The sequence below is a fragment of the Candidatus Nitrospira neuquenensis genome, from assembly GCF_979578155.1.
The window spans coordinates 19788-43698 of the sequence record NZ_CEFZDU010000016.1; the positions used below are offsets into that span (position 1 = coordinate 19788).

General features: G+C 68.1%; 23 protein-coding genes and 1 pseudogene. 18 read left to right on the top strand and 6 right to left on the bottom strand.

Annotated features, from left to right (window positions below):
* Window positions 1–271 precede the first annotated feature (271 nt).
* The 5 genes from AC1U7O_RS07965 (at window position 272) to AC1U7O_RS07985 (ending at window position 4466) form a co-directional block, all read left to right on the top strand.
* On the top strand, window positions 272–1171 hold the full coding sequence (locus AC1U7O_RS07965; RefSeq protein ID WP_479894187.1) for a thiamine pyrophosphate-dependent enzyme: 900 nt from the start codon (window positions 272–274) through the stop codon (window positions 1169–1171).
* 56 nt (window positions 1172–1227) lie between these two features.
* The gene (locus tag AC1U7O_RS07970) at window positions 1228–1941 is read left to right on the top strand and encodes a 2-oxoacid:acceptor oxidoreductase family protein (RefSeq protein ID WP_479894188.1); all 714 of its coding nucleotides are present in this window, start codon (window positions 1228–1230) and stop codon (window positions 1939–1941) included.
* Between the two features lie 23 nt (window positions 1942–1964).
* Entirely contained in the window at window positions 1965–2294 is a 330-nt protein-coding gene (locus tag AC1U7O_RS07975) for a pyruvate ferredoxin oxidoreductase (RefSeq protein ID WP_479894189.1), read from the top strand.
* A gap of 114 nt (window positions 2295–2408) precedes the next feature.
* A complete protein-coding gene (locus AC1U7O_RS07980) occupies window positions 2409–3086 on the top strand; it encodes a carbon monoxide dehydrogenase beta subunit family protein (RefSeq protein ID WP_479894210.1) in 678 nt (225 codons plus the stop codon).
* Between the two features lie 36 nt (window positions 3087–3122).
* Window positions 3123–4466: a transketolase C-terminal domain-containing protein gene (locus AC1U7O_RS07985; RefSeq protein WP_479894190.1), complete on the top strand. Its 1344-nt coding sequence runs from the start codon at window positions 3123–3125 to the stop codon at window positions 4464–4466.
* 120 nt (window positions 4467–4586) lie between these two features.
* Here the strand turns inward: AC1U7O_RS07985 and AC1U7O_RS07990 are convergent, their stop codons facing one another.
* Window positions 4587–4835: a hypothetical protein gene (locus AC1U7O_RS07990; RefSeq protein WP_479894191.1), complete on the bottom strand. Its 249-nt coding sequence runs from the start codon at window positions 4833–4835 to the stop codon at window positions 4587–4589.
* 13 nt (window positions 4836–4848) lie between these two features.
* Here AC1U7O_RS07990 and AC1U7O_RS07995 point away from each other — a divergent pair, with 13 nt between their 5' ends.
* Window positions 4849–6099, top strand: a complete 1251-nt coding sequence (locus tag AC1U7O_RS07995) for a small ribosomal subunit Rsm22 family protein (RefSeq protein WP_479894192.1) — start codon at window positions 4849–4851, stop codon at window positions 6097–6099.
* Between the two features lie 48 nt (window positions 6100–6147).
* On the opposite strand, the gene AC1U7O_RS08000 is transcribed toward AC1U7O_RS07995, so the two are convergent.
* The 3 genes from AC1U7O_RS08000 to AC1U7O_RS08010 all read right to left on the bottom strand — a co-directional run bounded on the left by AC1U7O_RS08000 (window position 6148) and on the right by AC1U7O_RS08010 (window position 9924).
* Window positions 6148–9024 (bottom strand): YncE family protein, encoded by a 2877-nt coding sequence (locus tag AC1U7O_RS08000; RefSeq protein ID WP_479894193.1) that lies wholly within the window; start codon window positions 9022–9024, stop codon window positions 6148–6150.
* Between the two features lie 314 nt (window positions 9025–9338).
* Complete coding sequence (locus AC1U7O_RS08005) at window positions 9339–9539, bottom strand: hypothetical protein (RefSeq protein WP_479894194.1); 201 nt, start codon at window positions 9537–9539, stop codon at window positions 9339–9341.
* A gap of 25 nt (window positions 9540–9564) precedes the next feature.
* The gene (locus tag AC1U7O_RS08010) at window positions 9565–9924 is read right to left on the bottom strand and encodes a hypothetical protein (protein ID WP_479894195.1); all 360 of its coding nucleotides are present in this window, start codon (window positions 9922–9924) and stop codon (window positions 9565–9567) included.
* Between the two features lie 201 nt (window positions 9925–10125).
* Here AC1U7O_RS08010 and AC1U7O_RS08015 point away from each other — a divergent pair, with 201 nt between their 5' ends.
* Both AC1U7O_RS08015 and AC1U7O_RS08020 read left to right on the top strand, forming a co-directional pair.
* Window positions 10126–10764 (top strand): MBL fold metallo-hydrolase, encoded by a 639-nt coding sequence (locus AC1U7O_RS08015; protein WP_479894196.1) that lies wholly within the window; start codon window positions 10126–10128, stop codon window positions 10762–10764.
* A 68-nt stretch (window positions 10765–10832) separates the two neighbouring features.
* The gene (locus tag AC1U7O_RS08020) at window positions 10833–11345 is read left to right on the top strand and encodes a bifunctional nuclease family protein (protein ID WP_479894197.1); all 513 of its coding nucleotides are present in this window, start codon (window positions 10833–10835) and stop codon (window positions 11343–11345) included.
* Between the two features lie 24 nt (window positions 11346–11369).
* On the opposite strand, the gene AC1U7O_RS08025 is transcribed toward AC1U7O_RS08020, so the two are convergent.
* Entirely contained in the window at window positions 11370–11666 is a 297-nt protein-coding gene (locus AC1U7O_RS08025) for a hypothetical protein (RefSeq protein WP_479894198.1), read from the bottom strand.
* 30 nt (window positions 11667–11696) lie between these two features.
* Between AC1U7O_RS08025 and AC1U7O_RS08030 the strand changes: the two genes are divergently transcribed.
* From AC1U7O_RS08030 to AC1U7O_RS08065, 8 genes and pseudogenes are all read left to right on the top strand, one after another.
* Window positions 11697–13262: an aKG-HExxH-type peptide beta-hydroxylase gene (locus AC1U7O_RS08030; protein ID WP_479894199.1), complete on the top strand. Its 1566-nt coding sequence runs from the start codon at window positions 11697–11699 to the stop codon at window positions 13260–13262.
* A gap of 87 nt (window positions 13263–13349) precedes the next feature.
* Window positions 13350–13783: pseudogene (locus tag AC1U7O_RS08035) on the top strand (nucleoside deaminase).
* A 14-nt stretch (window positions 13784–13797) separates the two neighbouring features.
* Complete coding sequence (locus tag AC1U7O_RS08040; protein WP_479894200.1) at window positions 13798–14298, top strand: cupin domain-containing protein; 501 nt, start codon at window positions 13798–13800, stop codon at window positions 14296–14298.
* Window positions 14299–14391: 93 nt separating this feature from the next.
* The gene (locus tag AC1U7O_RS08045) at window positions 14392–16758 is read left to right on the top strand and encodes an ABC transporter substrate binding protein (protein ID WP_479894201.1); all 2367 of its coding nucleotides are present in this window, start codon (window positions 14392–14394) and stop codon (window positions 16756–16758) included.
* Window positions 16759–16795: 37 nt separating this feature from the next.
* On the top strand, window positions 16796–18535 hold the full coding sequence (locus tag AC1U7O_RS08050; protein ID WP_479894202.1) for a SpoIIE family protein phosphatase: 1740 nt from the start codon (window positions 16796–16798) through the stop codon (window positions 18533–18535).
* Between the two features lie 16 nt (window positions 18536–18551).
* Window positions 18552–18962 (top strand): ATP-binding protein, encoded by a 411-nt coding sequence (locus AC1U7O_RS08055; RefSeq protein WP_479894203.1) that lies wholly within the window; start codon window positions 18552–18554, stop codon window positions 18960–18962.
* A gap of 16 nt (window positions 18963–18978) precedes the next feature.
* A complete protein-coding gene (locus AC1U7O_RS08060; protein WP_479894204.1) occupies window positions 18979–19314 on the top strand; it encodes an STAS domain-containing protein in 336 nt (111 codons plus the stop codon).
* A gap of 67 nt (window positions 19315–19381) precedes the next feature.
* A complete protein-coding gene (locus tag AC1U7O_RS08065; RefSeq protein WP_479894205.1) occupies window positions 19382–19951 on the top strand; it encodes a heme-binding beta-barrel domain-containing protein in 570 nt (189 codons plus the stop codon).
* Between the two features lie 644 nt (window positions 19952–20595).
* Here AC1U7O_RS08065 and AC1U7O_RS08070 read toward each other — a convergent pair.
* Window positions 20596–21702, bottom strand: coding sequence for a PKD domain-containing protein (locus AC1U7O_RS08070; protein WP_479894206.1), 1107 nt, complete (start codon window positions 21700–21702; stop codon window positions 20596–20598).
* A 169-nt stretch (window positions 21703–21871) separates the two neighbouring features.
* Between AC1U7O_RS08070 and AC1U7O_RS08075 the strand changes: the two genes are divergently transcribed.
* Both AC1U7O_RS08075 and AC1U7O_RS08080 read left to right on the top strand, forming a co-directional pair.
* On the top strand, window positions 21872–23401 hold the full coding sequence (locus AC1U7O_RS08075) for a sigma-54-dependent Fis family transcriptional regulator (protein WP_479894207.1): 1530 nt from the start codon (window positions 21872–21874) through the stop codon (window positions 23399–23401).
* A 450-nt stretch (window positions 23402–23851) separates the two neighbouring features.
* A partial coding sequence (locus tag AC1U7O_RS08080; RefSeq protein WP_479894211.1) for a twin-arginine translocation signal domain-containing protein occupies window positions 23852–23911 on the top strand: 60 nt, incomplete at its 3' end.

The following is a 23911-nucleotide window of genomic DNA, read 5'->3' on the forward strand; positions in this document are numbered from 1 at the left end:
CGTGAAGTTATACGATCCACCCCACGAGGTCCGGTCGATCACGGACGAGCCAGTTTGCATTTGACATGGCTCGTCGGCCTTTGCTAGACTCGGCACCTCAAATGCCCAGTTCTGCAAGGATTTTTGACCTTTACCCGCGTGGCGTCGGGCCACCGAACGCGGAACGGCTACGGGTCCCCATTCACGCTGATCATCCCATGAGCCAGCAGCGCCGGTCCGATTCGTCGGACATGATCCCGGGCCTGCGTATCATGACAAGGGAGGCGGTCCTATGAGTCTCGACTACGTCAAATTCACCCCCGGATTCGACAGGTTCATGCCGAAGGAATATCGGGACATGGTCGAGCACGGCCCCTTCGGGAAGAAGGTCACCGTGTCGCAGATGGGGACCTTCAAGGAGATCCTAGAGGAGCACCCCATGTGCGCGGGGTGCGCGATGACACTGTTCATCCGCCTCGCCATGATCTCCTTTCCGAACCCGGAGGACACCATCACGGTCGGGACGGCGGGATGCGGCCGGCTGTCCATCTCGCAGGCGGCAATCCCCTTCGTCTACGGCAACTACGGCGATCAGAACGGCGTCGCCTCGGGCCTGTCCCGCGGTCTGCGGCTGCGCTTCGGCGACAAGCCCAAGGACGTCGTGGTCATGGTCGGGGACGGCGGCATGGCCGACATCGGCTTCTCTTGCACGCTCCACTCCTGGTTCCGGAAGGAGAAGTTCACGACGATCATGCTGGACAACGAGGTCTACGGCAACACCGGCGGCCAGGAAAGCGGCATGACCAACCGAGGCGCTGTCCTCAAGATGGCCCCGCTGGGCAAGAAGTTCGAGAAGATGGACATGGTGTCCATGGCCAAGGTCGCGGGCTGCGCCTACGTCGCGACCGTGGTGCCCAACAACCCGCGCCGCGTCGAGAGCGTGATCAAGAAGGCTGTGCTGATCGCCCGGGAGGTCGGCCCCACCTACATCCAGGCCTACACCTCCTGCAACATCGAGTATGCGATCCCGACCGACAAGGTCATGGAAGACGCCAAGAACGTCGAGAACGACCGCTACGCGTTCTCCGAGTACATCACCGACGACGCCAAGCAGTACCTCGCGGATCGGTACGGGTACAAGGAATATCTCCCGAAGCCCGCCGCCGCGGCGCCCGCCATCTCCAAGGGGTAGCGGGACCGGACGACACCGGCGCGGCGAGATGATCACTGCGTGAAGGAGGAGCGGCGATGGCGAAGCGCTTCAACATCCGGATGGCTGGCGTGGGCGGACAGGGCGTGGTGACCGCCTCCCATATCCTCAGCACCGCCGTGATCAACGCGGGCGGGGAGAGCACGATCGTCCCCTTCTACGGTTCCGAGAAGCGGATGGCCCCGGTGGAGAGCTACGTGCGGGTGTCCGACGAGCCGATCTACGAGATCGGCGAGATCACATTCCCTCACATCATCATCATCTTCCACCCCCAGGTCATCACCCACGGCAAGTCCTACACGATGCCGTTCTACTTCGGGCTGAAGGAGGACGGGATCGCGCTGATCAACCACGACGGGCCGATGAAGTTGGAGAAGGACCACCAGCGGGAGCTCGAGGAGCGGCGCGCGAAGCTCTACTTCCTGCCGGCCACCAAGATCTCGCTGGACGTGTCCGGCATGGACCTCGCGACCAACATGGCGTTGATGGGCGCGATCGGCGCCATCACTGGCCTGACTAACATGGATGCGCTGACCCAGGCGGTGAAAGATCGCTTCCTGGGCAAGGGCTTCGTGGTGTCGGGCGGCACGGCGGCCCTCGACAGCGTGGTCGAGCGGAAGTTCAAGAAAAAGCAGGAGCTGATCGAGAAGAACGTCGCGGTCATCCGTTCGGCGTGGAACTACGCGGTGGACCACGGGTGGGCGGCCCCGACGGTGGTGCGCGCGGAGACCCCTGCCGAGGTCAGCGCCTGACCCTCACACCGTAAGGAGCGTTCATGTATCTGGTGGCCGATATCAACGTCGACATCTGTGCGCAGACGAGCTGTAAGCTCTGCACGCAGTTCTGCCCCGAAGCGAACACGATCCTCTACAACCCCGACTTGGGCAAGGACAAGGGCTACAAGTACGGAGCCGCCTACGTCGCGGTGGACCGGTGTAAGGGGTGCGCCCAGTGTGTCTGGGTCTGCGACAACATGGCCAAGCACAACGCGATCAAGATGGTCATGATCGACCAATTGCCCCATGCCGCCACGACCAACCACGTTGAGTACAGCGACAAGGGGGCCATCGCCAAGCTGGTAAGCCCCGTCGAAGTCCTGGACTAACCCGTAGCCACGGAGTAGGAGATCGGAGTGGACACGACGACGCAGCACAGCGATCGGATCATCGTGCCGGGCCCGGCCGGCTTCCATCCGCCGTCGGCGGCTCAGCTCGGCGTGATGTTGCCCGATCCCGGCCAGGGGCTCATGTACGGGCTGCTGGAGCCGAACGAAGAGAAAGTCATGGAGGAGATCGCGCGGGTGATGCTCACCAGCCCGAACGCGACGATCTTCCCCGGCCCCCTGGTGTTGTGGGCGTGGAACCATCACGCGGTTGAAAAGGCCCAGGCCGTCCTGGAAATCGCCGCGCAGATTCCCGACGTACTGATCATCCCCATGCCCGACTACCGGCCCAAGTATCCCAAGATCGATCACGAGGAGGTGATCAACCCCAACCACCCGAACCTCACGATCTGGGGCAACAGGATTGAGGCCTGCATCTTCGTCGGGGTCCACTGCCACTACGCCAACCTGACGCTCAAGATGATCCGGGCCGGCACGAATTGCTGCACGAGCGCCCTCTGCGCGGAGCAGGGGCACGAGGATGCGATGATGACCGTCCGGGATTGCGACGCGGCCAAGCTGCGGCGGATGGCCCAGGTCGTCAAGCGCGTCCGCGAGCAGATGGGGATCAAGCTGCCAGAGGACGGCGAAAATGTCCGGTTCACCGGCACGCAGTCGAAGGTACACGGGGGCAAGACCCACACCAACCCGCTGGTCTTCATGCCGACGCCGGGCGGCGTCGCCAGCGCCGCGGCGTTCGGGCATCGGGCCGAGCACATGGAGCGCGAAGCCTAGGCGGCTCCGGGCTCGCCGAGAACGAGAGGTGCGACGATGAGTGAAGCACTGGAACCCCAGGTCAAGACCAACCCCCAAGGCGATCCGATCACGAGCGTGGCTGCCCCCAAGGTCGATGGCAAGAAAGACCCCCACGCGGAGGCCAAGAGGCAACGGGTCGTGACGCCCGAGTATATGTTCTTCGATGCGCCGCGCACGAAGGAGTTCATCACGGGCAGCGAGGCCGCCAAAGAGGCCGTGCGCCGCGCGAACGTGGACTTTGCCGTCGCCTATCCGATCACCCCCCAGAGTGAGACGATGCAGCTCATCGGCGTGCTCTACGGGGAAGGCTACGTGAAGGAGTACTACCGGGGCGAGGAGGAGTACGGCGTGATGTCGGCGATCGCCGGCGCTTCACGCGCAGGGGTGCGGTGCTTCACGGCGACCGCCGGCCCGGGCACGCTGCGCGGCCTCGAGCCGATCGCGTCGTGGCCGGGCCACCGGCTGCCGGCCGTGTGTATGTTCACCTGTCGCGTGGTCAACGCGCCGCTCGCGATCCAGCCCGACAACATCGAAATCTCCTACCTGCTGAACTGCGGGATGATCGTCTTTCACGCCGAGAACCAGCAGGACATGTTCGACTTCATCATGAAAGGGTTCATCATCAGCGAGATGAACGACGTGACCCTGCCGGTCGGCGTCTGCTGCGACGGCTTCTTCGTGACCCACGCCCGCGGCTACGTCCATATGCAGGAGAAGGGCATCAAGCTCCCGCCTCGTGAGGCCTGGCGTGGTGCGGTGCCCGTGCTGGACGCGGAGAATCCGCCGGCCCGCTTGTCGCGCGACGCTCCGGTGCAGAAATCCAACTTCATGGCCTACAACATCCACGCCGTCTGGCAGCAGGAGGTGTGGGCCGCCGTCGAGCGGTCGCGCAAGTACATCAACAAGTTCATGGGTGGGCTCTGCACGGCGGAGCACGTCGAGGGCGCGGATGCGGTACTGGTTGCCTCGGGGAGTGCGGTCGCCCAGTCCCGCGAAGCCATCCGCATCTGCGCGGAGAAGGGCATCAAGGTCGGGCTGGTCAAGATCCGGTCGCTCCGTCCCTTCCCGACGGTGGAACTCCGGCAGATCCTCGGTAAGTCCAAGCTGGTCGTCGTCCCGGAGTTCAACTACGTCGGCTGGTTGGCCAAGGACGTGGCGGCGGCCATCTACGGCCACTCCAAGGCGAAGATCATCGCGGGGCCGCACGTCTACGGCGGGCAGTCCATGCCGGTGGAGCTGATCGTGGACGAGGTGATCTCCGGTCTGACGGGCAAGAAATCCAGCAACGTCCCGATGTCCGCGATCATGGGCACGGACGTGGACCCGGCCGCGGTCGCCCACTTCATGCAGAACATCTGACGCCGGCGTAATGGCGTGCACCGCAAGAGCCCGATCCCGCAGGGGATCGGGCTCTTTGTTTTTGGAAGTTCTCAGTCGGCGGTGCTCGTGTGGACTGCGGACGGAGCGCTGAGCACGGCGTTACGACTGCAGGTCGTCCTGGACGAACTCCTCGCTGTCCGGCATGCCGTAGGCGATGAACTTGGCGTAGGAGAGATAGATCATGCTGCTGTCGCGCATGGCCCTGGCGCCGTGGGTCATGCGCTCCAGCTTAGTGGCGTCCGAGCCTTCGGAGGAGCGCAGGCGCTCGACCTGAGCCTCCAGGGCCTGGTTGTAGCGCTGCATCGCGCGTTCCACCTCGAGATAGGCTTGCATGATTTCGCTGGTCATGGGTGCTCCTTCGATGCTGCCGCAGGATACCCCACCGCCTTCGGGAGGGTCAACCGGCCAGCTCCCGCGGCGCCTGTCGGCGGCGCTCCGGCTGGCCGTGGCGAACGGTCAGGGGCCGGACCTGGACTCGTCCGTCGCCGACCCGGAGCTGTGCCGCGCCGTCGCCCGGCTGTCGGCGCTCTTCACGCGGGAGCGGCGTGACCTTCAGGGCGGCTATTGGGAGGAGGCCCCCCTGCGCCGCGCCTACCTCGCCTATTTCCTGCCGGTGAACCTCGCCAAGGTCCAAGCCCTGCTTGCCGAACTACCCGAGGAATCGTCGGGCCCGCCCGCTGCGCCATGTCCCTTGACGGTCCTGGACGTGGGCGCCGGCCAGGGCACGGCGACATTGGGCTGCCTCGATTGGATCAGCCGAGGGGGGGCGGCCGGGCGTTCCGTCAGGGCCGTTGCGGTCGATCGCGCCGAGACCGCGCTCGCGGACTGCCGAAAGCTGTGGGAAGGCTATGTCGGTAGAGCGCCGAGCGAAGAACACCGCCTGGCCACGCTCCGGCTGGACCTCGATCAGGCCTCGGCGCTTGAGCGACTCGGGACGGAACAGCCGGGCCCCTATGACGTGATCGTCCTGGCCAACTGCCTCAACGAGCTTTTCACTCGCGCCGGAGACCCGGTGGCGCGGCGCGCCGGCCTGATCCGCCTGTTGTTGCCGCTCCTGGCGTCCGACGGCACGCTCATGGTCATCGAGCCGGCCTTGCGGGAGGCTTCCCGTGGTCTGCACCGGGTGCGGGATCTTCTTTTGGCTGAGAGGCGCTGCACCGTCTACAGCCCGTGCCTGCACGAGCGGCCCTGCCCGGCCCTGATCAAAGAGACGGACTGGTGCCATGAGGAGCGGCCGTGGGAGCCGCCCCCGCTCGTCGCGGCGATCGACCGGCAGGTCGGTCTCATCAAGGACGCGCTGAAGTTCTCCTACCTGCTCCTGCGGAAGGACGGCCGCCGCATCGTTCCGTGTCGTTCCGATGTCTATCGCGTGGTCAGCGAGCTGCGGGTCATGAAGGGCGAGAAACGGGTCTGGTTGTGCAACGAAGCCGGAAGGCCGGAGGTGGGCCGACTCGACCGCGCACGCTCCGCGTCCAACGCGCCGTTCGACGACTGCCGCCGCGGGACGATCGTCCGGATCAGCGAGATCGTGCGGCGGGAGCGGAAGGGGCGGGAGACGACCGTCGGGCGGGTCCCGGGGTCCGCGGCCGTCGAGGTGATCCGGCACCCGTGACCCGCCCGCCCCGCGACGGGGAGCATCGCGCCAGCCGACGGCTCTGCTCTACGGATTGAAGACCATGCGCGGCCCCGAGCCGGGCGGTGCGCAGGTGTACGTGACCTCCTGGCCGGGCGTCGCCGCCAGGCTACGCAGGGTCGAGTCGCTCACGTTCGTGGAGCCGTCGTCCGGGATGAACAGGTTGAGGCTCGGGTCATAGAGAAAGCCCTTGATGCGCCCGCCCTGCGCGACCTTCGCCACCAGGTCGCACTCCGTGACGGTCCCCCCGAGAGCCTTCGAGGGGAACGACGAATTCGCCCGCTGCTTGAACAGGTCGATCCGGGGCCCGACCGCGGAGCCGTTGCCGCCGGTGAGAGTGACCTGCTGGCCGACGATGGGGGCCAGGTCGCTGTCGAAGGCGAGCATGAACTGCACCATGTCGCGCCGGGTCGCGTCCGGATTGAGGAGGGGGAACCCGCTGTTGGGCGTCGGCCGGAACACGGAGGCCGTGAAAAAGCGGAACATCGTGTCGATCCCGCCGTCGTTGGTGAAGCCGAATCCCCGGATCTGGTCGCCCATGAAGCCGCTGTCCGGTGCGTCGAAGGTGTCCACCCGTGGAGCGCCGAACATGCCGACCTTCGTGTACAGGTTGCGCAGATGCGGGACCTTGAAGATCTGCGGGAGCACACCCTCGAAGCTGCCGTTGCGGTTGGTGCCGAACAGGCCCTGGGCCGGGTCCAGGGCATGGCAGCCGTTGCAGTTGAAGCCCTGGAAGGTCGTGCCCAGGCCGCCGGGCAGGGGGATGTTCAGTCCGTCGGAGGGGCGGGAGCCGAAGTAAAAGTCCCGGCCGCGGCGCTGGCTCGGCGTCAGCGAGTTGTCGAGCGCGCGCGCGGGGTTCGGCGGCGGCAGGACCTGGAGCTGGAAGTCCGTGAACCGCCGCATGTCCGCGGCCGTGGGCGGCACGTCGCTCCCCACCAGCCCCTCGAAGGCGACGATGAAATTGTTGAACGAGAGGACGGGGTCGAAGGGATCGGTCCCGAAGAAGCCGGTGGCCCGGTCGCCTCGCCAGTGCATCGCGCCCGAGTGCCGTAGGCCGCGCAGGGTCTGCGTCGTCATGGGGCCCTTCATCGGGTGGAAGTCGTCCACGTTGCCCGTACCGTTCACGTCCCCTCGGAAATTGAAGAGCGTCTTTCCGATGAGGAGGGCTTGGGGGTCGCCGAAGATGATCGGCAGCGGGTTCTTCGTGACGACGTCGTCGGGGTTGCCGAGGTCCCAGGCCAGGTCGTCCAGGTCGCCGAAGATGTGGCAGCTCGCGCAGGAGGCCTCGCCGTTGCCGGAGAAGCGGGTGGCGTCGTAGAGCATCGGGCGTCCCTGCACGACGGAGAGCGGCTCGGGGTTGGGCAGCGCCTGCACCGCGATTTCCTGCTTCGTGCCGAGGTCGATCACCTTGACGGCGTTGTCGAAGCGGGTCAGGACGTAGAGCCGGTTCCGCGCCTCGTCCAGCGCCAGCCCGCCCGGCCCGCCGCCGCTGACGGGCAGGTAGTTCTCGCTGATCGTCTTCGGGTCGAAGCTGTCGGCCTCCAGGGCCGCCGTGTCGAAGACGCCGACCTTGCTCGACCCGAAGGCCGCCACGTAGAGCGTCCGGCCGTCGCTCGTCACGGCCATGTCCAGCGGCGTGGAGAGGCTGTGCTCCTTGGTCGTGGGGTCGAAGCCGGGCCTGCCGGCCAACTGGCCGTAGTCGATGTGCTTGTTGAGGTGGCGGGGCGCGACGGTCGAGCCGGCAATGACGGTCACGCGCGTCTCGGCCAGGTGTCCCTGCACGGTGTGGCCGCCGAAGATGCCGGGACCCTCGAAGCGGACCTGGTTGAACGCCTCCGTGTTGGAGACGTAGAGGACGCCGGTCGCCGGGTTGGCGACCATGTTGAACAGCGTGGTGCCGACGTGGGCGAACGACGCCGTCTGGGTCAGACCGTTCGCGTCCAGGGCGAAGACGTCCAGGTCCGGGAGCCGGAAGCGGACGGCATGGTCCCAGATCCGGTGCAGCTCATCTTCCCAGTGGCCCGAGTCCTCGTTGAACTTGACGATCAAGCCGACCTCCGGGGCCTGCTTGCCCTCCACGTTGGTGGCGGGGCCGGGGTTGCCGCCCGGCGAGATCGAGCCGTTGAAGTTCACACAGGGCTGGGAAGGCTTGAAGCCGGGGCAGACGAGGAATGGCATGACGGTCGTCGTCTGGTTGCCGGTCTTGAAGCCCGCGACGTAGACCCGGTTCCTGTCCGGGCTCACCGCCAGCGCCCGCGGGGTGTCGGTGAAGACGCTCATGATCTTGACCGGCCGCCCGCCAAGGCTGTTGCCCAGGTCGGCGGGGTCGAACACCCAGACGTCCGCCCGCGGGACGCCGGGGGTCGTGAGCTTGGGATCGCCCGCCCCCGGGACGTCGGTCAGCGAGGGGTTGGTCCGATGCTGGCCGCGGTGGGCCGTGGTGACGAAGGCCCGCCCCGCAGTCCCCGCGAAGACGATGTCCCGCGGCTCGTCGCCCACGAGCAGAGTGCGGCTCACGTGCGGGGTGCCGGCGAGGGTGACGATGCTCACGCTGTCCGACAGGTGGTTGACCACCCAGACCTCATTGTCGCTCCGCGCCGCAACGGCCACCGGCTCCAGCCCGACGGGGACGCGGGCCTCCGGCACCAGCCCGGCCGGCGTGATCGTGAAGATGTCCAGGGTGCCGTTGGGCGTGTTGGCTGCGAAGAGCCGCGTGCCGTCCGGCGACAGGGCGAGCGGACGCACCGGGCCGCTCTCGAACTCGACGAAGGACGGCGGGTTGGGGGAGGCGGCCAGCCGCTTGCTCAACAACGGCGCGCCGAGGAACGAGCCGGCTGCGACGAGGGTGACGGCCAGGATGACCAGCGATTGCTTCCGGACCCGACGGGACATCGCTCGGCGCATGGCGCAGCCTCCTTAGCTGTGGACCAGCCGTAGGGGGCGGCGCGGTCGCGCCGCCCCCTTGATCGCGGCGGGCACGATACGCCGAGCGGGGAGGTCGGTCTATCCACGTAGGGGGGTGGTCGGAGAGGGCCAGACACCAAGCGGGCGTCGACTGGGGCGGGAAGTATTCCTGTCGGCATGTCCTGGCTTGTCGGCCAGGGTCGTGCGCCAGCTCTGGTGGTGGAGCTGCCTTCACCGAGGGGGCAGGGCGCGGCCCTTCACCTGCACGGTGGATCGTGCAGGGGGGAGAGCGTATAGGCTCGATCGAGCGAAGGCTAGTCCGCTTCCGGCTCGGAGCTGCCGTGCCGGTGGGTCACGCGGTCTTCGTTGAAGAGCTCTTCCATCTCCTCCGCGATCAGGTCCCGGTCGTTCGGGACCGACACGAGAGGAATTTCCTTCCGCGGCTTGGCCGGCTCCGGCTCGTCGTGCGGCGGTTTGGCCTTGTCGGCGTCCTGGGGGGGCTTCGGCGGTTGCATGGGGGGCTCCTTCCGGCGCGGGCGCCTACTCGAAGGCTTCGAGGGACGAGCGCTCGGGAAACTGGTGGCCGCAGGCCGTGCACGTCACGAAGTAGATCGCTTCCCGCACCGACATGACGATTCGGAAATCGAGGCCCACGCCACGGTTCTCGCAGGCGGGGCAGGAGATGGTCTTCAGATGGTAGGGCATGTCCGGCTGTGTGCGCAGGTAGAAGTCCATGTCCGTGTGGACGGGGAAGGTGTAGCGGCAATCCAGACAGACCCCCTTCCAGTCCCCGTCGGCCTTAAGGCTCCGCCGGTCGATCCCGAACCGACTCTTCTTGCAGATGGCGCACCGGACCGTCGCGAGGCGAGCTTCCACCTGCTCGACGCTGACCCTCGGCATGGGGCGTGCTCCCTCCATGAGGCCGTCCATCACAAGCGCCGTCAGTATACCGACCGCTTCTGCGGTTCTGCAACCGAGGCGGCGGGCAGTGCGGCGCGGCCGGCCCTTGCGAACGGGGGGCCGGGGCGATAGCATGGACCCGGGAACGGGGGCGGGAGGGCCGTGCCCCCGGCGTGGCGGACGGGACAGGGAGGAGCGGGGATGGCCGGCTTGATTCAGAAGACCTTTGCGGTGCCCCCGCTCGGCTGCAATTGCACCATCCTCGGCGATCCGGTGACAAAACAGGCGGTGGTCGTGGACCCGGGCGGCGCCCCCGAGCGCCTGCTCAAGACCATCGAGGAGCTGGGCCTGACCGTGGTCGCCATCCTGCACACACACGCCCACTTCGACCACTTCCTGGCCTCCGGGGAGATGCGCCGCGTCACGGGCGCCGCCCTCTGCGTGCATCGGGAGGACCGCGGCCTGTGGCAGGCGATGGACGTGCAGTGTCGGGCGTTCGGCGTGGCCTCCGCGCCGGTCCCCCCTCCGGACCGCTGGCTCCGGGACGAGGAGGCACTCATCGTCGGGGGACTCGCGGGCGTCGCCCTGCACACACCCGGCCACACGCCCGGCTCGATGTGCTTTTACTTCGCCGGTGAGCGGCTGCTGCTGTCGGGGGACACGCTGTTTCGCGGCGGCATCGGCCGGACGGACCTCTGGGGCGGGGAGTACGACGCCCTCCAGCGGTCCATCCGCGAGCGGCTCTTCGCCCTCGAGGAGGCCACTCGCGTGATCACTGGACACGGCCCTGAGACGCTGATCGGATGGGAGCGCGAGATGAATCCCTTCGTCACGGGCTAGCGGCCGCCCGGTGCGACCTCCGGCCCGGGCCGGGCGCGTCGCATCCGGCCGCCGCGAAGGAGGAAGCCATGAGGTACGCCGGTCTGACGCTGATCGTGGGGATGGCCGCCGCACTGACCGTGGCCGTCCCGGCACCCAACCGCGCCGCGGACCCCGCGCCGCCCCAGCCCAAGGTACAGATCACGGAGGTGGACGTTCGTCTCTCGGACCACGGGCCCGTGGTGCTGCTCAAGGCGGAGAACAAAACGATCCCGATCTTCGTGGACGCGACCGTCGCCGGCTCTATCCAGGAGGCGCTGACGGGCCAGCGCCTGCGCCGACCCCTCTCCCACGACCTGATGCACGCGATCCTCGACGCCTTCGGGGGCAAGGTCACGCAGGTCGTCATCACGCTCAAGGATGGCATCTACTACGCGGACTTGACGGTGTCGATGAAGGAGGCCTCGAAGGTGTTCGACAGCCGCTCCTCCGACGCGATCGCGCTGGCGATTCACTTCAAGGCGCCGATCCTGGTCAGCCGGGAGCTGTTGGAGTCGGCGGGCAAGACGCTGCCGCCGGCCTCGGACGCCCTGACGTTGTGAGGAGCGGGGGCGGGGCGAAGGCGGTCAGGGCCGGTCCATCCGCTCCTTGAGGAGCTGGAGCCGCCGCTCGGCCGACCGCTTGATGAATTCGGTGTTTTCCTTGAGGTGCTGCTCCGCCGAGATCTTGCCCTCCTGCCGCCGCTTGAGCTGTGCCAGGCCGAACCGGGCCATCTCTGGCGCGGCCTCGTCGTTGATCTCCTTCCACAGCGCCTCGCACCGCGGCTGCCGCTCGCGCGGGTAGGCGTCGCAGGGCTTGTCCGCCAGGCTCGATGCGGGCGCCAGGATCAACGAGGTCAAGACCGACCAACGCAGGGAGCGCATCTTCGTGAATCTCTCCGCGGCCAGGCCCGCATGCTAGCACAAATCCCCCTCTTCGATCCGACCTTGCTCGATGGGCTGCTCGGAGAATTCCGGCGCGATGTCCGCCGGCTGCTGTTGGAACTGTGCGACGAGCTGGAGGACGGCTCGCGCGGGACGGCCGAGGCGCTGTCGCTGCCCGCGCTCTGGTTCCGCGCCCTGGCCGATGTGCTCAAGCCGGAGGACTGGGGCGGCTGGAAGGTCGTCGGGTGGGTCGAGGGGCTGAACGATCTCCTCTACTGGCTCGACGTGCAGCGGCAATGGGCGCGGGAGCGCGACCCCCGCGCCTTCATCGAGGCCCTCTACGCGGAATGCGAGGAGCAGTTCTACGAGCACGGCTATCGGGAGGAACTCTTCCCGACCGGCGAGCCGCTGGCCGCCGGGTTCACCCGCCGTCTGGACGGGCTCTGTCGTCGGCTGGCCCGTGAAGTCGTGGACGAATCCCTGTGGCTGGCGCCCAGGCAGCTCTGCCGGTGGCTGGCGCGGCGGGGCGGCGCCGGCCGTCCCGCCCGGTGGAGCGTGCCCTGTTCGCTGGGGCCCAACTTCGAGCGCGCGGAGCCGGGTGGCTGCCTGCCGATCGGCCCGGAGGGCGCCTGCCTCCATGCGCCCCTGCCGGTCCGGCGGGCGTTGGCCGACCCCGGCGCCCGCCCGATTCTGACCGTCGGCGGGGGAGGCATGCATCTTCGGATCGGGCGGCGGTCCTGGCCTATCCTGACGATGGCGCCTTCGCCGCGCTGGCATTGGCGGCTCGTGCCGCCTTCGTCGCTCCGGCAATGGGGGATGACCCTCGGCGGGGTGCTGGTCTACGGGCGGGACCGGACGCCCCGGCGGGTGACCCAGCCGCCGCCGGGGCTCCCGGAGCGGATCGGGCTGGCGTTGTCGGTGATCGCGGAAGCCTGGCCGGAAGGGGCGGCCAACCTCCGGCGTTTCACGTCCCGCATCGCGCCGCTCCGCGCGCGCGGCGTCGTGAGTTTCAGCTATCGGCACCGGCCCGGCCTGTCCTTCATCAATTGCTTCGACCGGGACCAGCTCGACTTGATCGACGACCTGATCCACGAGAACAGCCACCACCACCTGAATCTGCTCCTGCGGAAGTATCCGATGCGGCGGGATGATCGGCACCTGGAGGTCTTCTATTCCCCCTGGCGGCGCAGCCTCCGGCCGTTGCACGGCATCCTCCACGCAGCGTTCACCTTCACGATGGGCGCCCTCCTGTTCGAGCGGCTGTCGCGCTGGGGCGAGGGCCGGTCCGAGGCCGCGCTGCGCGCCGTCGGGCTGACCGGGCGGGACCTCCTCCGCGCCCGCGCCCGGTGCCTGGAGGAGGTGGAATCGGTGCGCTATTCGATCCGGGACCTGCGGCACGCGGCTGACCGGCTGGGTTGGCTCACGCCCTGGGGCGCGCGGTTGGTGGAGGCGTTGGATCGCGAGATCCGGCTCGCCGTCCGCCGCATCGCGCCGCACCGGCCCGCGGTGCTCCGTTCGGCCTTCGGACCCGCGCTCCGGCGCCATGGGCGCGAGCTCGACCGGGCGCGCGCGGCCTATCCGCCGCCGCCCGCGTAGCCCCGGCGCCTCCGCCGATGCGCTCGGGGCTTTACTTGCCGGAGGGGCGTTGCTATAACCGTCGGGCCGGACGAGGGAAGTGGCGTGATGGACGCGTTCATGCAGGCGGCGATCGAAGAAGCCAGGGCGGGGGGACGGGACGGAGGCATTCCCATCGGCTCCGTGCTGGTTCGGGACGGCCGGATCATCGGACGGGGACGCAACCGACGGGTGCAGGACAACGATCCGGTCGTCCATGCGGAGATCGACTGCCTGCGCCGGGCGGGCAGGATCGGCCATTACCGCGGGGCCGTGCTCTACTCGACGCTGATGCCCTGCTCCCTCTGCGCGGGCGCGGTCGTCCGGTTTGGGTCGAGAGGGTCGTGGCCGGCGAGGCCGTGACCTTCCCCGGCACCCGGTCGTTCATGGAGGCCCACGGCGTCCAGGTGGTGGACCTGGGCCTGGAGGCGTGTCGGCGGTTGATGGCCGACTTCATCGAGCGGAATCCCCGCCTGTGGGCAGAGGACATCGGCGAGGACTGACCCAGGGGGCGTGGATGACCGCGGAGGAGATCAAGGCACGACTCAAGCTGACCCCCCTGCCGCGCGAGGGCGGGTACTACGTCGAAACCTATCGCGCGGCGGAGTCCATCCCACGCGAGGCCCTGCCGGCCCGCTACCGGAGCGCGAAGCCGGCCGGCACGGCCATCTATTATCTGTTGACCCCCGACACCTTCTCGGCCCTGCACCGTCTGCCGACCGACGAGATCTACCACTTCTACCTCGGCGACCCGGTCGAGCTGCTCCAGCTTCGGCCGGATGGGACGGGCCTGGTCACGGCGCTGGGGTCTGACCTGGCCGGCGGCCTGCACCCCCAAGTCGTCGTCCCGCGAGGGGTCTGGCAGGGTTCGCGGCTCAGGTCGGGCGGACGGTTTGCCCTGCTCGGGACGACGATGGCGCCGGGCTACGAAGCGGAAGACTACGAGCCGGGCCTCCGGGAGGCCCTGACGGCGGAATTCCCCGACTTCGCCGACTGGATCCTGGCCCTCACGCGCTGACCGATCGCCGACCGGCGCGCCTTTACTTCGACCGGGCCGCCTGGTATAAGGGGCGCCTGAGTGTTTCCGTCCATGTGAGGACAGGCACTGACCGTGAGGGTTTCCGTCCAGCGCCTCGCCCTGGGGGCGGTCCTCCTTGCGCTGATCGGCGCGACCCTCCTGATCGCGGACCGCACTCCCCGGCCTCCCTCTCCCGCGACCCCGCTCGCCTCCCCTCGCGTCGCCCTGATCCAGCAAGCCGGCCTGCCGCTCTTCGACCAGGGCGTCCAAGGGATCGTCGAGGGACTCGCGGAGGCGGGGTTCGTGGAGGGCAAGACCCTCACGCTCTCGCGCTTCAACGCGGACAACGACCCCGTCGCCGCCGCGAGGATCGCCCAGGAGGTGATGAAGGACCGATACGACCTCGTCGTCACGGCCGGGCCTCTGCCGCTCCAGGCCATGGCGGCGGCGAACCGGGCCGGGACGGTCAAGCAGGTCTTCGGGCTGGTGCCGGACGCCGCCGGCGCCGGGGTCGGGATCTCGCCTGAGGACCCGCGCGAGCACCCGCGCCACCTCACGGGCTACGTGACCGCGCCGCCCATCGAGGAGGCGTTTCGGCTTGCGAAACTGCTCTATCCGGGCCTCTCGTCGGTGGGCGTGGTCCGGAATCCGGCGGAGGCCGGGTCGGAAGCGGCGGCCGCCCTGACCCGGGCGGCCGCCGGGACGCTGGGCCTGAAGCTGGTCGAAGCGCAAGCGGACGGTCCTTCCGCGGTCTCGCGGGCGGCCAGCGAGCTGGTCGCCAAGCAGGTCCAAGCCCTGTGGGTCGACGGCGACGTCACGGTCCTGCTCGCCCTCGACGCGGTCGTGGAGGCGGCGAAACGGGGACGCATCCCCGTCTTGACGAGCAGTCCGTCGAGCGCGGAGCGCGGCGCCCTGTTCGGCGTCGGCCCGAACGCGCGCGAGGTGGGCAAGGAGATCGGCCTCCTGGCCGCGCAGGTCCTCCAGGGCACGGACCCCGTCACCCTGCCGGTCCGGAATGTCGCGCCGGAGCGGACGGCGATCAACCTCCTCGCCCTGGCCGACCTCAGAGACCCCTGGCAGGTGCCGGAGGAGGCGCTGCGCGCGGCCCACGAGGTGATCGACGAGAAGGGCCTGCGCCGCGGCGGGGCGATCGTGCTCCGGCCGCCGCCGGGCCGAATCTTTCGCGTCGGCCTCCTGTACTTCGGCGCCGACCCCGCAGTGGACACGGGCATCCGAGGGCTCTTCGACGGCCTGCGGGAGCTGGGCTTCGTCGAGGGGGAGAACCTGGACGTGCGGCGGACCCATGCGCAGGGCGACATCGCCAACATTCCGGAGATCCTCAGGAGCTACGTCCACGAAGACCTCGACCTGATCATCTCGCTGACCACGCCCTGCTTGACCGAGGTGACGAAGCTGGTGAAGAAGACGCCCGTCGTCTTCGCCGTCGTCTACGACCCGGTCGCCGCCGGCGTTGGCACGAGCCGCACGGACCACCTGCCCAACATCACCGGGGTCTCCTCCTTCCCGCCTGTGGAGGAAACCGTCGAGCTGATCCGGGCCCTCGTCCCGCAGGCCAAGACGGTGGGGACGCTCTACAACGGCGCCGAGGCCAATTCCCGGAAGGTCGTGGGCGTCGCGCGCGACCTGTTCAAGCAACGGGGCATCACGCTCCAGGAGGCGGCGATCGCGCGTCCTACGGAGGTGTTCCAGGCGGCTCAACTGCTGGCCACCCGCAACATCGACGCCTTCTGGATCACGCGGGACAACACGGCCTTCCAGTCCTACGACGCGATCGTCAAGGTGGCCGACGAGACCAGGATCCCGTTGATCATCAACGACGCCGAGTACATCGGGCAGGGGGGGCTGGCCTGCGCCGGGTTGGGGTTCTACAAGAGCGGCTACGCCGCCGCCACGCTGGCCGCCCGGGTCTTGATGGGCGAGCACCCAGCCAACCTGCCCATCGAGGAGGTCACCGACCATCGGTTCTGCCTGAACTTCGAGTCGGCGCAGCAGCTCGGCGTGACGTTTCCCGTCGACCTGATCGCGCGGGCCAGCGTGTTCGTGCACCTGTCGGCCTGGTACGGCCGGTCCGCGCGCGTCGCGCTGGTGCAGCGTCCGGGCGAGGCGTCCGACGCCAGACGGGAGGGGCTTCTCAAGGGGCTCGCGGACGCCGGGCTGGCGCAGGACAGCGACTTCGTCCTCCGCCAGCACCTCGTCGGCCCGTCCGCCGCCGCGGGGCCCTCGCCGCTGGCGGCGCTCCGGGAGGCGGAGCCGGACCTCGTGATCGCCGACGACGAGTCGTTGGCCCGGGCGGCCCGGGCGGCCCTGCCGGGCCGGCCGGTGATCGCGATCGCCAAGGACGGCGTCTCGGCCGCGGACCGGGCGGGCGAGGTGGCGTTCGGCGCTCGGGTCGCGATCGAGGCGGCCCGGACGCTGGCGATGAGGGCTCGGTCGTTGTGAGTCACGCGCGGGGCACGCGTTCGCACATGAGCGGGACATGACGCCAGGGGCCCCCCATCGGCGGTCGCTCCTCCAGCGGCTCTGGGCCAGGGAGGATTGGAGCGTCGGGGCCAAGCTCATCGCCGTGACCGTCCCGCTGATCGCCGCCATCTCGCTGGCCGCGGCCGTGGCCGAGCACGTGCGGATCACCGCCAGCCTGGAAGAAAAGCTGACGGCCCGCGCCCGCAGCATCGCACACCAGATCATGGCCGACCGGCAGTACTACGCGTCGGTCGTCGTCCCGCGGGCGAAGGCGTTGGGCGCGACGTTTGGGCCGGACTACAAGGAGGTCCACGGCCGCTTTCCGCTGCCGGCGACCTTCGTGCGCGAGGTCTCGGAGGAGTTGGCCCGGCTTCGGAACGGCTACACGGCCAGCTTGATCAGCCCCTGGCCGATCAACAAGGCCAAGGGCATCCGGGACGAGTTCGAGCGCGAGGGCTTCGCCTACCTCCAGGCCCATCCGCAGGAGCTGTTCATCCGCACCGACACCGTCGAGGGGCGGGCGGTGATGCGGGTGCTCATGGCCGACCTCGCCTCCGCGCCCGCCTGCGTGAGCTGCCACAACGCCCACGAGCAGAGCCCCAAGCACGACTTCCGCCTGAACGACCTGATGGGCGGGCTCGAGATCACCCTGCCGATGGAGCAGTACCTCGCGGAGAACGAGACGAACCTCCTGTTCACCCTGGCCGGCGGCGGCATGATGTGTCTGCTGGTCCTGATGATCGTCTGGGCGGGCAGCCGGCGCGCGATCGCGCAGCCGCTCGCTGCGCTGGCCGGCCGGATGAGGGCCTTCGGCGGCGGGGGGCCGGGCGGCGATCCCGCGGCCATCTCGGGCGACGAGGTGGCCTACCTGAGCGGCGCCTTCGAGCGGATGAAGGCCGTGATCGCCGCGCAGCAACACGCGCTGCTGGAGGCGAACCAGTCGCTGGAACGGCGCGTCGTCGAGCGGACCGAGCAGCTCCGTCGGACGATGGAGGAAAAGGAACGGATCGGGAGCGAGCTGCGCATCGCCAGCGAGATCCAGCGGTCGATCCTGCCCCGCACCTTCCCGCCCTTCCCGGACCGGGAGGACTTCGATCTGTACGCCGACACGATCCCCGCCCGTGAGATGGGGGGCGACTTCTACGACTTCTTCCTCCTCGACGCGGAACGGCTCGGGCTCGTCGTCGCCGACGTCTCGGGAAAGGGCGTGCCGGCGGCCATCTTCATGGCGGTGAGCCGGACCATGCTCAAGGCTACGGCCCTGCAGGGCGTCTCGCCGGGCGACTGTCTTAAGCACGTGAACGACCTGCTCTGTCCGGAGAACGACTCCGCCATGTTCGTCACCGTGTTCTACGGTATCCTGAACACGAGGACCGGCGAGTTCGAGTACGGGAACGCCGGGCACAACCCGCCCTACCGGATGGTCCGGGATGGTGGGATCGAGCCCCTGGAAAACCCGAAGGGCATGGCCCTCGGCGTGATGGAGAATCTGCGGTACCGCGTGAGCCGCACGGTCCTGCGGCCCGGGGACGGGCTGTTCCTGTATACTGACGGCGTCACCGAGGCTATGGACGCCGAGGGGAACCTGTTCGGCGCCTCGCGCCTGGAGGCCCTGTTGCGAAGGCTCGACGGAGCCGCCTCGCTCGACCTGGTCCGGGCGACCGTCGCCGAGGTCCGGGCCTACTCCGGCGAGGCGCCACAGGCCGACGACATCACGCTGCTGGCCCTCCGGTACCGGGGGAGTCCCCCGCGGTGAAGGGGCGGAGCGGGTCATGCTGTCGGTGACGTTGACCAATCGGCTCACGGAGCTGGAGCGGCTGAGCCGGATCGTCGAGGCCTTCGTCGAGGATCACCGGCTGCCGCCCGAGCTGGGCTACCCGATCAACCTGGCGCTGGACGAGGTCCTGACCAACATCATTACCTACGCCTATGCGGACCAGGATGAGCATTGGATCACGCTGCGCCTGTCCCTGGACGGCGATGTGCTGACGGCGGAGCTGGAGGACGACGGGCGGCCGTTCAACCCGCTCGACGCGCCGGAGCCCATCATGGAAGGTACGCTGGAGGAACGGCCGGTGGGCGGGCTGGGGATTCATCTGGTCCGGAGGATGATGGACCAGCTGGAGTACCGGCGGGAAGGGGACCGGAACCGGCTGGTCATGAAAAAGACCGTGTCGGCCTGACGCGGAGGGGTGAGCCATGGAAGTGACGCAGGACAAGCGCGGCACCGTCACGCGACTGGGGTTGCACGGCAAGCTGGACGCCAGCACGGCCCCCCGGCTCGAGGAGAAGCTGCTCGCGCTGATCCAGGTCGGTGAGAAGCACCTGATCGTGAACGGGGAACACTTGGATTACATCAGCAGCGCTGGGCTGCGCGTGCTGCTCGTCGCCGCCAAGCGGCTCAAGCCGTTGAACGGCCGGATCGTGCTCGCCTGCCTCAAGGCCCACATCAAGGAGGTGTTCGAGATCGCGGGCTTCGCCGCCATCTTCCCCATGTATGATGGGGAGGAGGAGGCGGTGCGCAGCTTCCAGTGAGCCGGCGACGAGCCGCGGCGGGGCGCAAGGCTCTTCGGTCCCGCCCGCTGACAGCGAGGAGGAGGAAATGACAGAGCCGTCGCCGGGAGAGCTGGGGCCCCTGGCCGCCCTGGCCGGGGTCTGGGAGGGACGGAAGGGCGACGACACCGCGCCCTCGGACGAACGGGGGACGGAGCGGAACCGCTTTCGCGAGCGGATCACCTTCGAGCCGATTGGGCGGGTCATGAACCACGAACAGATGCTGTACGGGCTGCGGTACGCCACCATGGCCTGGCGGATCGGGGAGGACACGCCGTTCCACGAAGAGACGGGCTATTGGCTCTGGGACCCCGCCGAGCGGCAGGTCCTGCGCTGCTTCATCGTGCCCCGTGGGGTGGCCGTCATCGCTGGCGGCACCGTTGACCCGTCGGCCAGGTCGTTCGAGCTCAAGGCGGAGGTCGGGTCGGACACCTACGGCATCTGCTCCAACCGGTTCCTGGCCCGGGAGTTCAAGACCGTCCGCTACGAGCTGAAGGTCGTCATCCATGACGCGGACACCTTCTCGTACGAGGAGGACAGCGTGCTGCGCATCAAGGGGCAGGAGGAGCTGTTCCACCACCGGGACACGAACACCCTCACGCGCGTCCGGACGCCATAGCCCGCTGGCCCGTCCCCTGTAAGCTCTGCCGCATCGGAGACATTCCCAAAGGAGAACTCTCTGGCATGTGACGTTGGTCCCCTTCGGAGACAGCTCTTAACCCGCATGAGTCATGAGCGCTTCTGCTGCAACCGCGGATTCGCGGCTGCGACAAGCCAGCAGGCGACTGCCGTGCATGCTGGCGGGCGGGCTCGCCGCTCAGAGCCTCGACGTACGGTTTCAAGTACGCCTCGGGTCTTCGCGGCTCCACGCGCCCGTCTCGCGACGCGACTCCACGGTTTCGCGACGAACCGTCATGAATCATGCGGGTTAACCCTGATCCGAAAATAACGGTGCGGTCCTCGATCTGGGCTCCAGCGGGCGGCGCAGCGAGCGGGCCCCCCGGCGCCCGCAGCGGAAGGGGCGAAGAGCCACACGGCCGTCAACGAGCACGTTCATCACAGGCCCTTGCCGCGACAACTCCCGAACGGCCCCCACGGGGGGATGGGTGGAGCGAGGACGACGGGGATGATCGCCGCGACAGGACCCGCTAGAGTTGCTGTAGGTACCATCAAGTATTTTCGGATTCGGGTTAACTCAGGTTGCTGAGCACCGATGCCCCGCAATGCGAGCCCAGATTCGATCAACGTCCGACCAGATCCTGCCTACGGCTCCACGATCACGTCCACATACGCCGGCAAGCTGTCCGCTCCCTTCTTGTCGGTGACCCGGAGCTTGAACCGGAAGAGGCGCTTCTCCGACACGGCGGGCGCGAGGAAGGACGCCCGCGGCATGTACACGTCCAGTAAGGCCACCTTGGCGCCGCGGACCTGGCTCCAGGCGTAGAAAAGCGCCTCGCCTTCCGGGTCCCGGCTCTTCAGCCCGTTGAGCTCCACCTTCTTCCCCGCTTTCACGGTCCGGCTCTCACCGGCGTCCGCGATCGGCGGCTCGTTGGGTTCCCCCCCGACCTCGACGATCACGTCCAGGGATTCCGACTTGCCGCGGTTGGTCACCGTGATCGTGGTCTGCCCGTCCCCGATCAGTTGCAGGAGGCCATAAGCCTGGTGGACCTTGATGACCTTCTCGTTGGAGGACCGGTAGGTCGTCCCGGTGGACGGGGAGGCGATGGACCGGGAGACGCCGTCCGAGAACACGCCGACGACGGGCAGCTCGAACACCTTGCCCATGGTGTCCACCTGGCCGTAGGTGGCGAGCTGGCCGGTCCGGCCGAGACGCAACGGCTTTTCCGTCTCAAATTCAATGGCGGTCAGCTCCGCCTGGGGAACGACCTGGACCTCCACCTCGTCGAAGACCGTGCGGGCGGCCAGGCGTCCCCGGGAAATTTCACCGATGGCCAGCAGGCGCATCTTGCCGATCGCCTCCTTGGGCACCGGCAGTGAGCCGCCGAAGGCCGGCTCGCTCTGCGCCGTGGACACCAGGAAGGGCAGGGCGACGATGTTGCCTCCGGTGGTCGTGTCCCGCTGCCAGTACTTGTCGTCGGCGATCTTGTCCCCGCCGCCGCCGGCCTGGGCCTCGTCCTGCTCGACGAGGACGTCGCTCTGGTCGGCGTACCAGTAGTAACGGACCTTGACGACGCCGGTGTCCTGTCCCACATCCACCTTGGCCGTGACCTGCTTGCCCGACTGGAGGGTGGCGCCCTCGGCCGGCTCGACGATCTTGAAGGCGGCCGCGCGCTCGGCGGCGAGCAGCGCAGCGCAGCAAACGACGGGGATCAGGACGAATCGGCGGAGATGGCCTGCGGATCGCGTCATGGAGAGCTCCCGGGCTGAGGTCCGCACGGATTCTAGCGCCTTCAGGCGCTCCCTGCAAACGGAGGCGAGACCCCCGGGAGGGCGCTCCCGGGACCCGGTGGAGGGGAGGCCCCTCTGGCATCGGCGTCGGTTCTCCTTTAGAATGCGCCCGCTGGTCCGTCCTTGGTGTATGCGACGCATCGATCTAAACTACCGCGCGCTGTTGGAGGTCACCAATGTTCTGAACTCCCAGCGCGACATGGACAGCCTGTGGCGCGCGATCACGGAGCAGATCCGGCTGGTCATGCCGTGGGAGCGGGCCGGCGTTACCCAATACAACGCGGAGACCGACACCTTCCGTTTCCTGGCCGTGGAAACCACCATGCGCACGCGCGTGCTCCAGCGCGACGCGATCATTCCACGGGCGGGCAGCGCGGTCGGCTGGGTCTTCGAGAACCGCCGCATCCATATCCGGCCCGACCTGCACCGGGAACGGCTCTTCCTCGAGGATGAGTTCTACGTCCAGGAGGGACTGGGGCGGATGATCAACCTGCCCCTGCTCTTCCGGGACACCTGCCTCGGCACCCTGAACATCGGGAGCGTCCAGACCGGAAACCCCGACCCCGAGGACCTCGAGTTTCTCCGGCACGTCGCCACGCAGATCGCCCACGCCATCACCCACGTCCGCGCCTACGAGGAGATCGACCGGCTGCGCGAACAGCTCGCCCGGGAGAACGAGTACCTGGTCGAGGAGATCAAGCTGACCAACAATTTCGGCGCGATGGTCGGGCGCAGCCGGGCGTTCCAAGACATTCTCTCCCTGGCGGAGGCGGTGGCGCCGACGACCAGCACGGTCCTGATCACCGGCGAGACCGGGACGGGCAAGGAACTCCTCGCCCGCGCCATCCACGAGCTGAGCCCTCGCCGGCACAAGCCGTTCGTCCGGGTGAATTGCGCCGCCCTGCCGATGGGGTTGGTGGAAAGCGAGCTGTTCGGCCACGAGCGCGGCGCCTTCACCGGCGCGGAGCAGCGCCGCCAGGGCCGGTTCGAGCTGGCGCACGAAGGCACGCTGTTCCTGGATGAGATCGGGGAGATGCCCCTGGAGGCCCAGGCCAAGCTGCTCCGCGTGCTCCAGGACGGGTTCGTGGACCGCATCGGCGGCACCCAGCCGGTTCCGGTGGACGTGCGGATCGTCGCGGCGACCAACTCGAACCTGGTCGCCGCCATCGCCGAGGGCCGGTTCCGCTCGGACCTCTACTACCGCCTCCATGTCTTTCCCATCTTCATCCCGCCGTTGCGGGAGCGGCCGGAGGACATCCCGCTCCTGGCCCGGCATTTCCTCGAACAGTACAGCGCCAAGCTCAAGCGCCGTTGGGACGACATCGCTCCCCATGCCATGGAGCGGCTGGTCCGGTACTCCTGGCCAGGGAACGTGCGCGAGCTGCAGAACGTCATCGAGCGGGCGATGATCCTGTCGCGCTCCCCCTTGCTGGAGGTGAAGGACTGTCTGCCCGAGGGAACCGTCCTGGTCGAAGGGACTTCCAATCCGACCTTGATGGACGTCGAGCGCGGACATATCCTTCGCGTCCTCGAAGAGGCCGGCTGGCGGATCGAGGGGACAGACGGCGCCGCCCGCCGACTCGGCCTCAACCCCAGCACCCTGCGCAGCCGCCTGAAGAAGCTCGGCCTGAAGCGGCCGCCTGAGGCGTCGACGGGGTAGTCCGTCGTCCGGTTGTTCTTCTCCTCCTCCGTTCCTCCTTCGCTCTCCCGAGCCGCTCGGTGACGGCTCGCCCTCGTCAACCGATCGAAATCGTTACCGCCTCGTGACAGGGTTGAATTCCGCTGATCCCAGGTGCCGCGACATTACGCGGGCCGCGATCGTCGCCCCTCGATGTTTCGCGGGTCCCTGTCCTTTCTCCTTTCTGTGGCTGCCGTCCGACCAAAATCTTCCAATGCCAGCTTGAAGTTTGAGCGCGTTTGAGACCGCGACGGCCATGGCACATCAGTTGCCTATCAGCCGTGGCCGTTTTTATCGGCGAGGTGCGACAAGTGGCAGGTTTTTCTGACAGTGCGGTTCGTCGCGGAAAGGGGGTGAGGCAGGCTCGTCAAGGTATGACAGTCACTGTATCGGTGTCGGATGTCTGTTCTTCATCAATTGGGAGGCTTGGTCATGCTTCTTTCTCGTAGACAGTTCATGAAGGCCACGGTGGGGACCGTGGCGGCCGTCGCG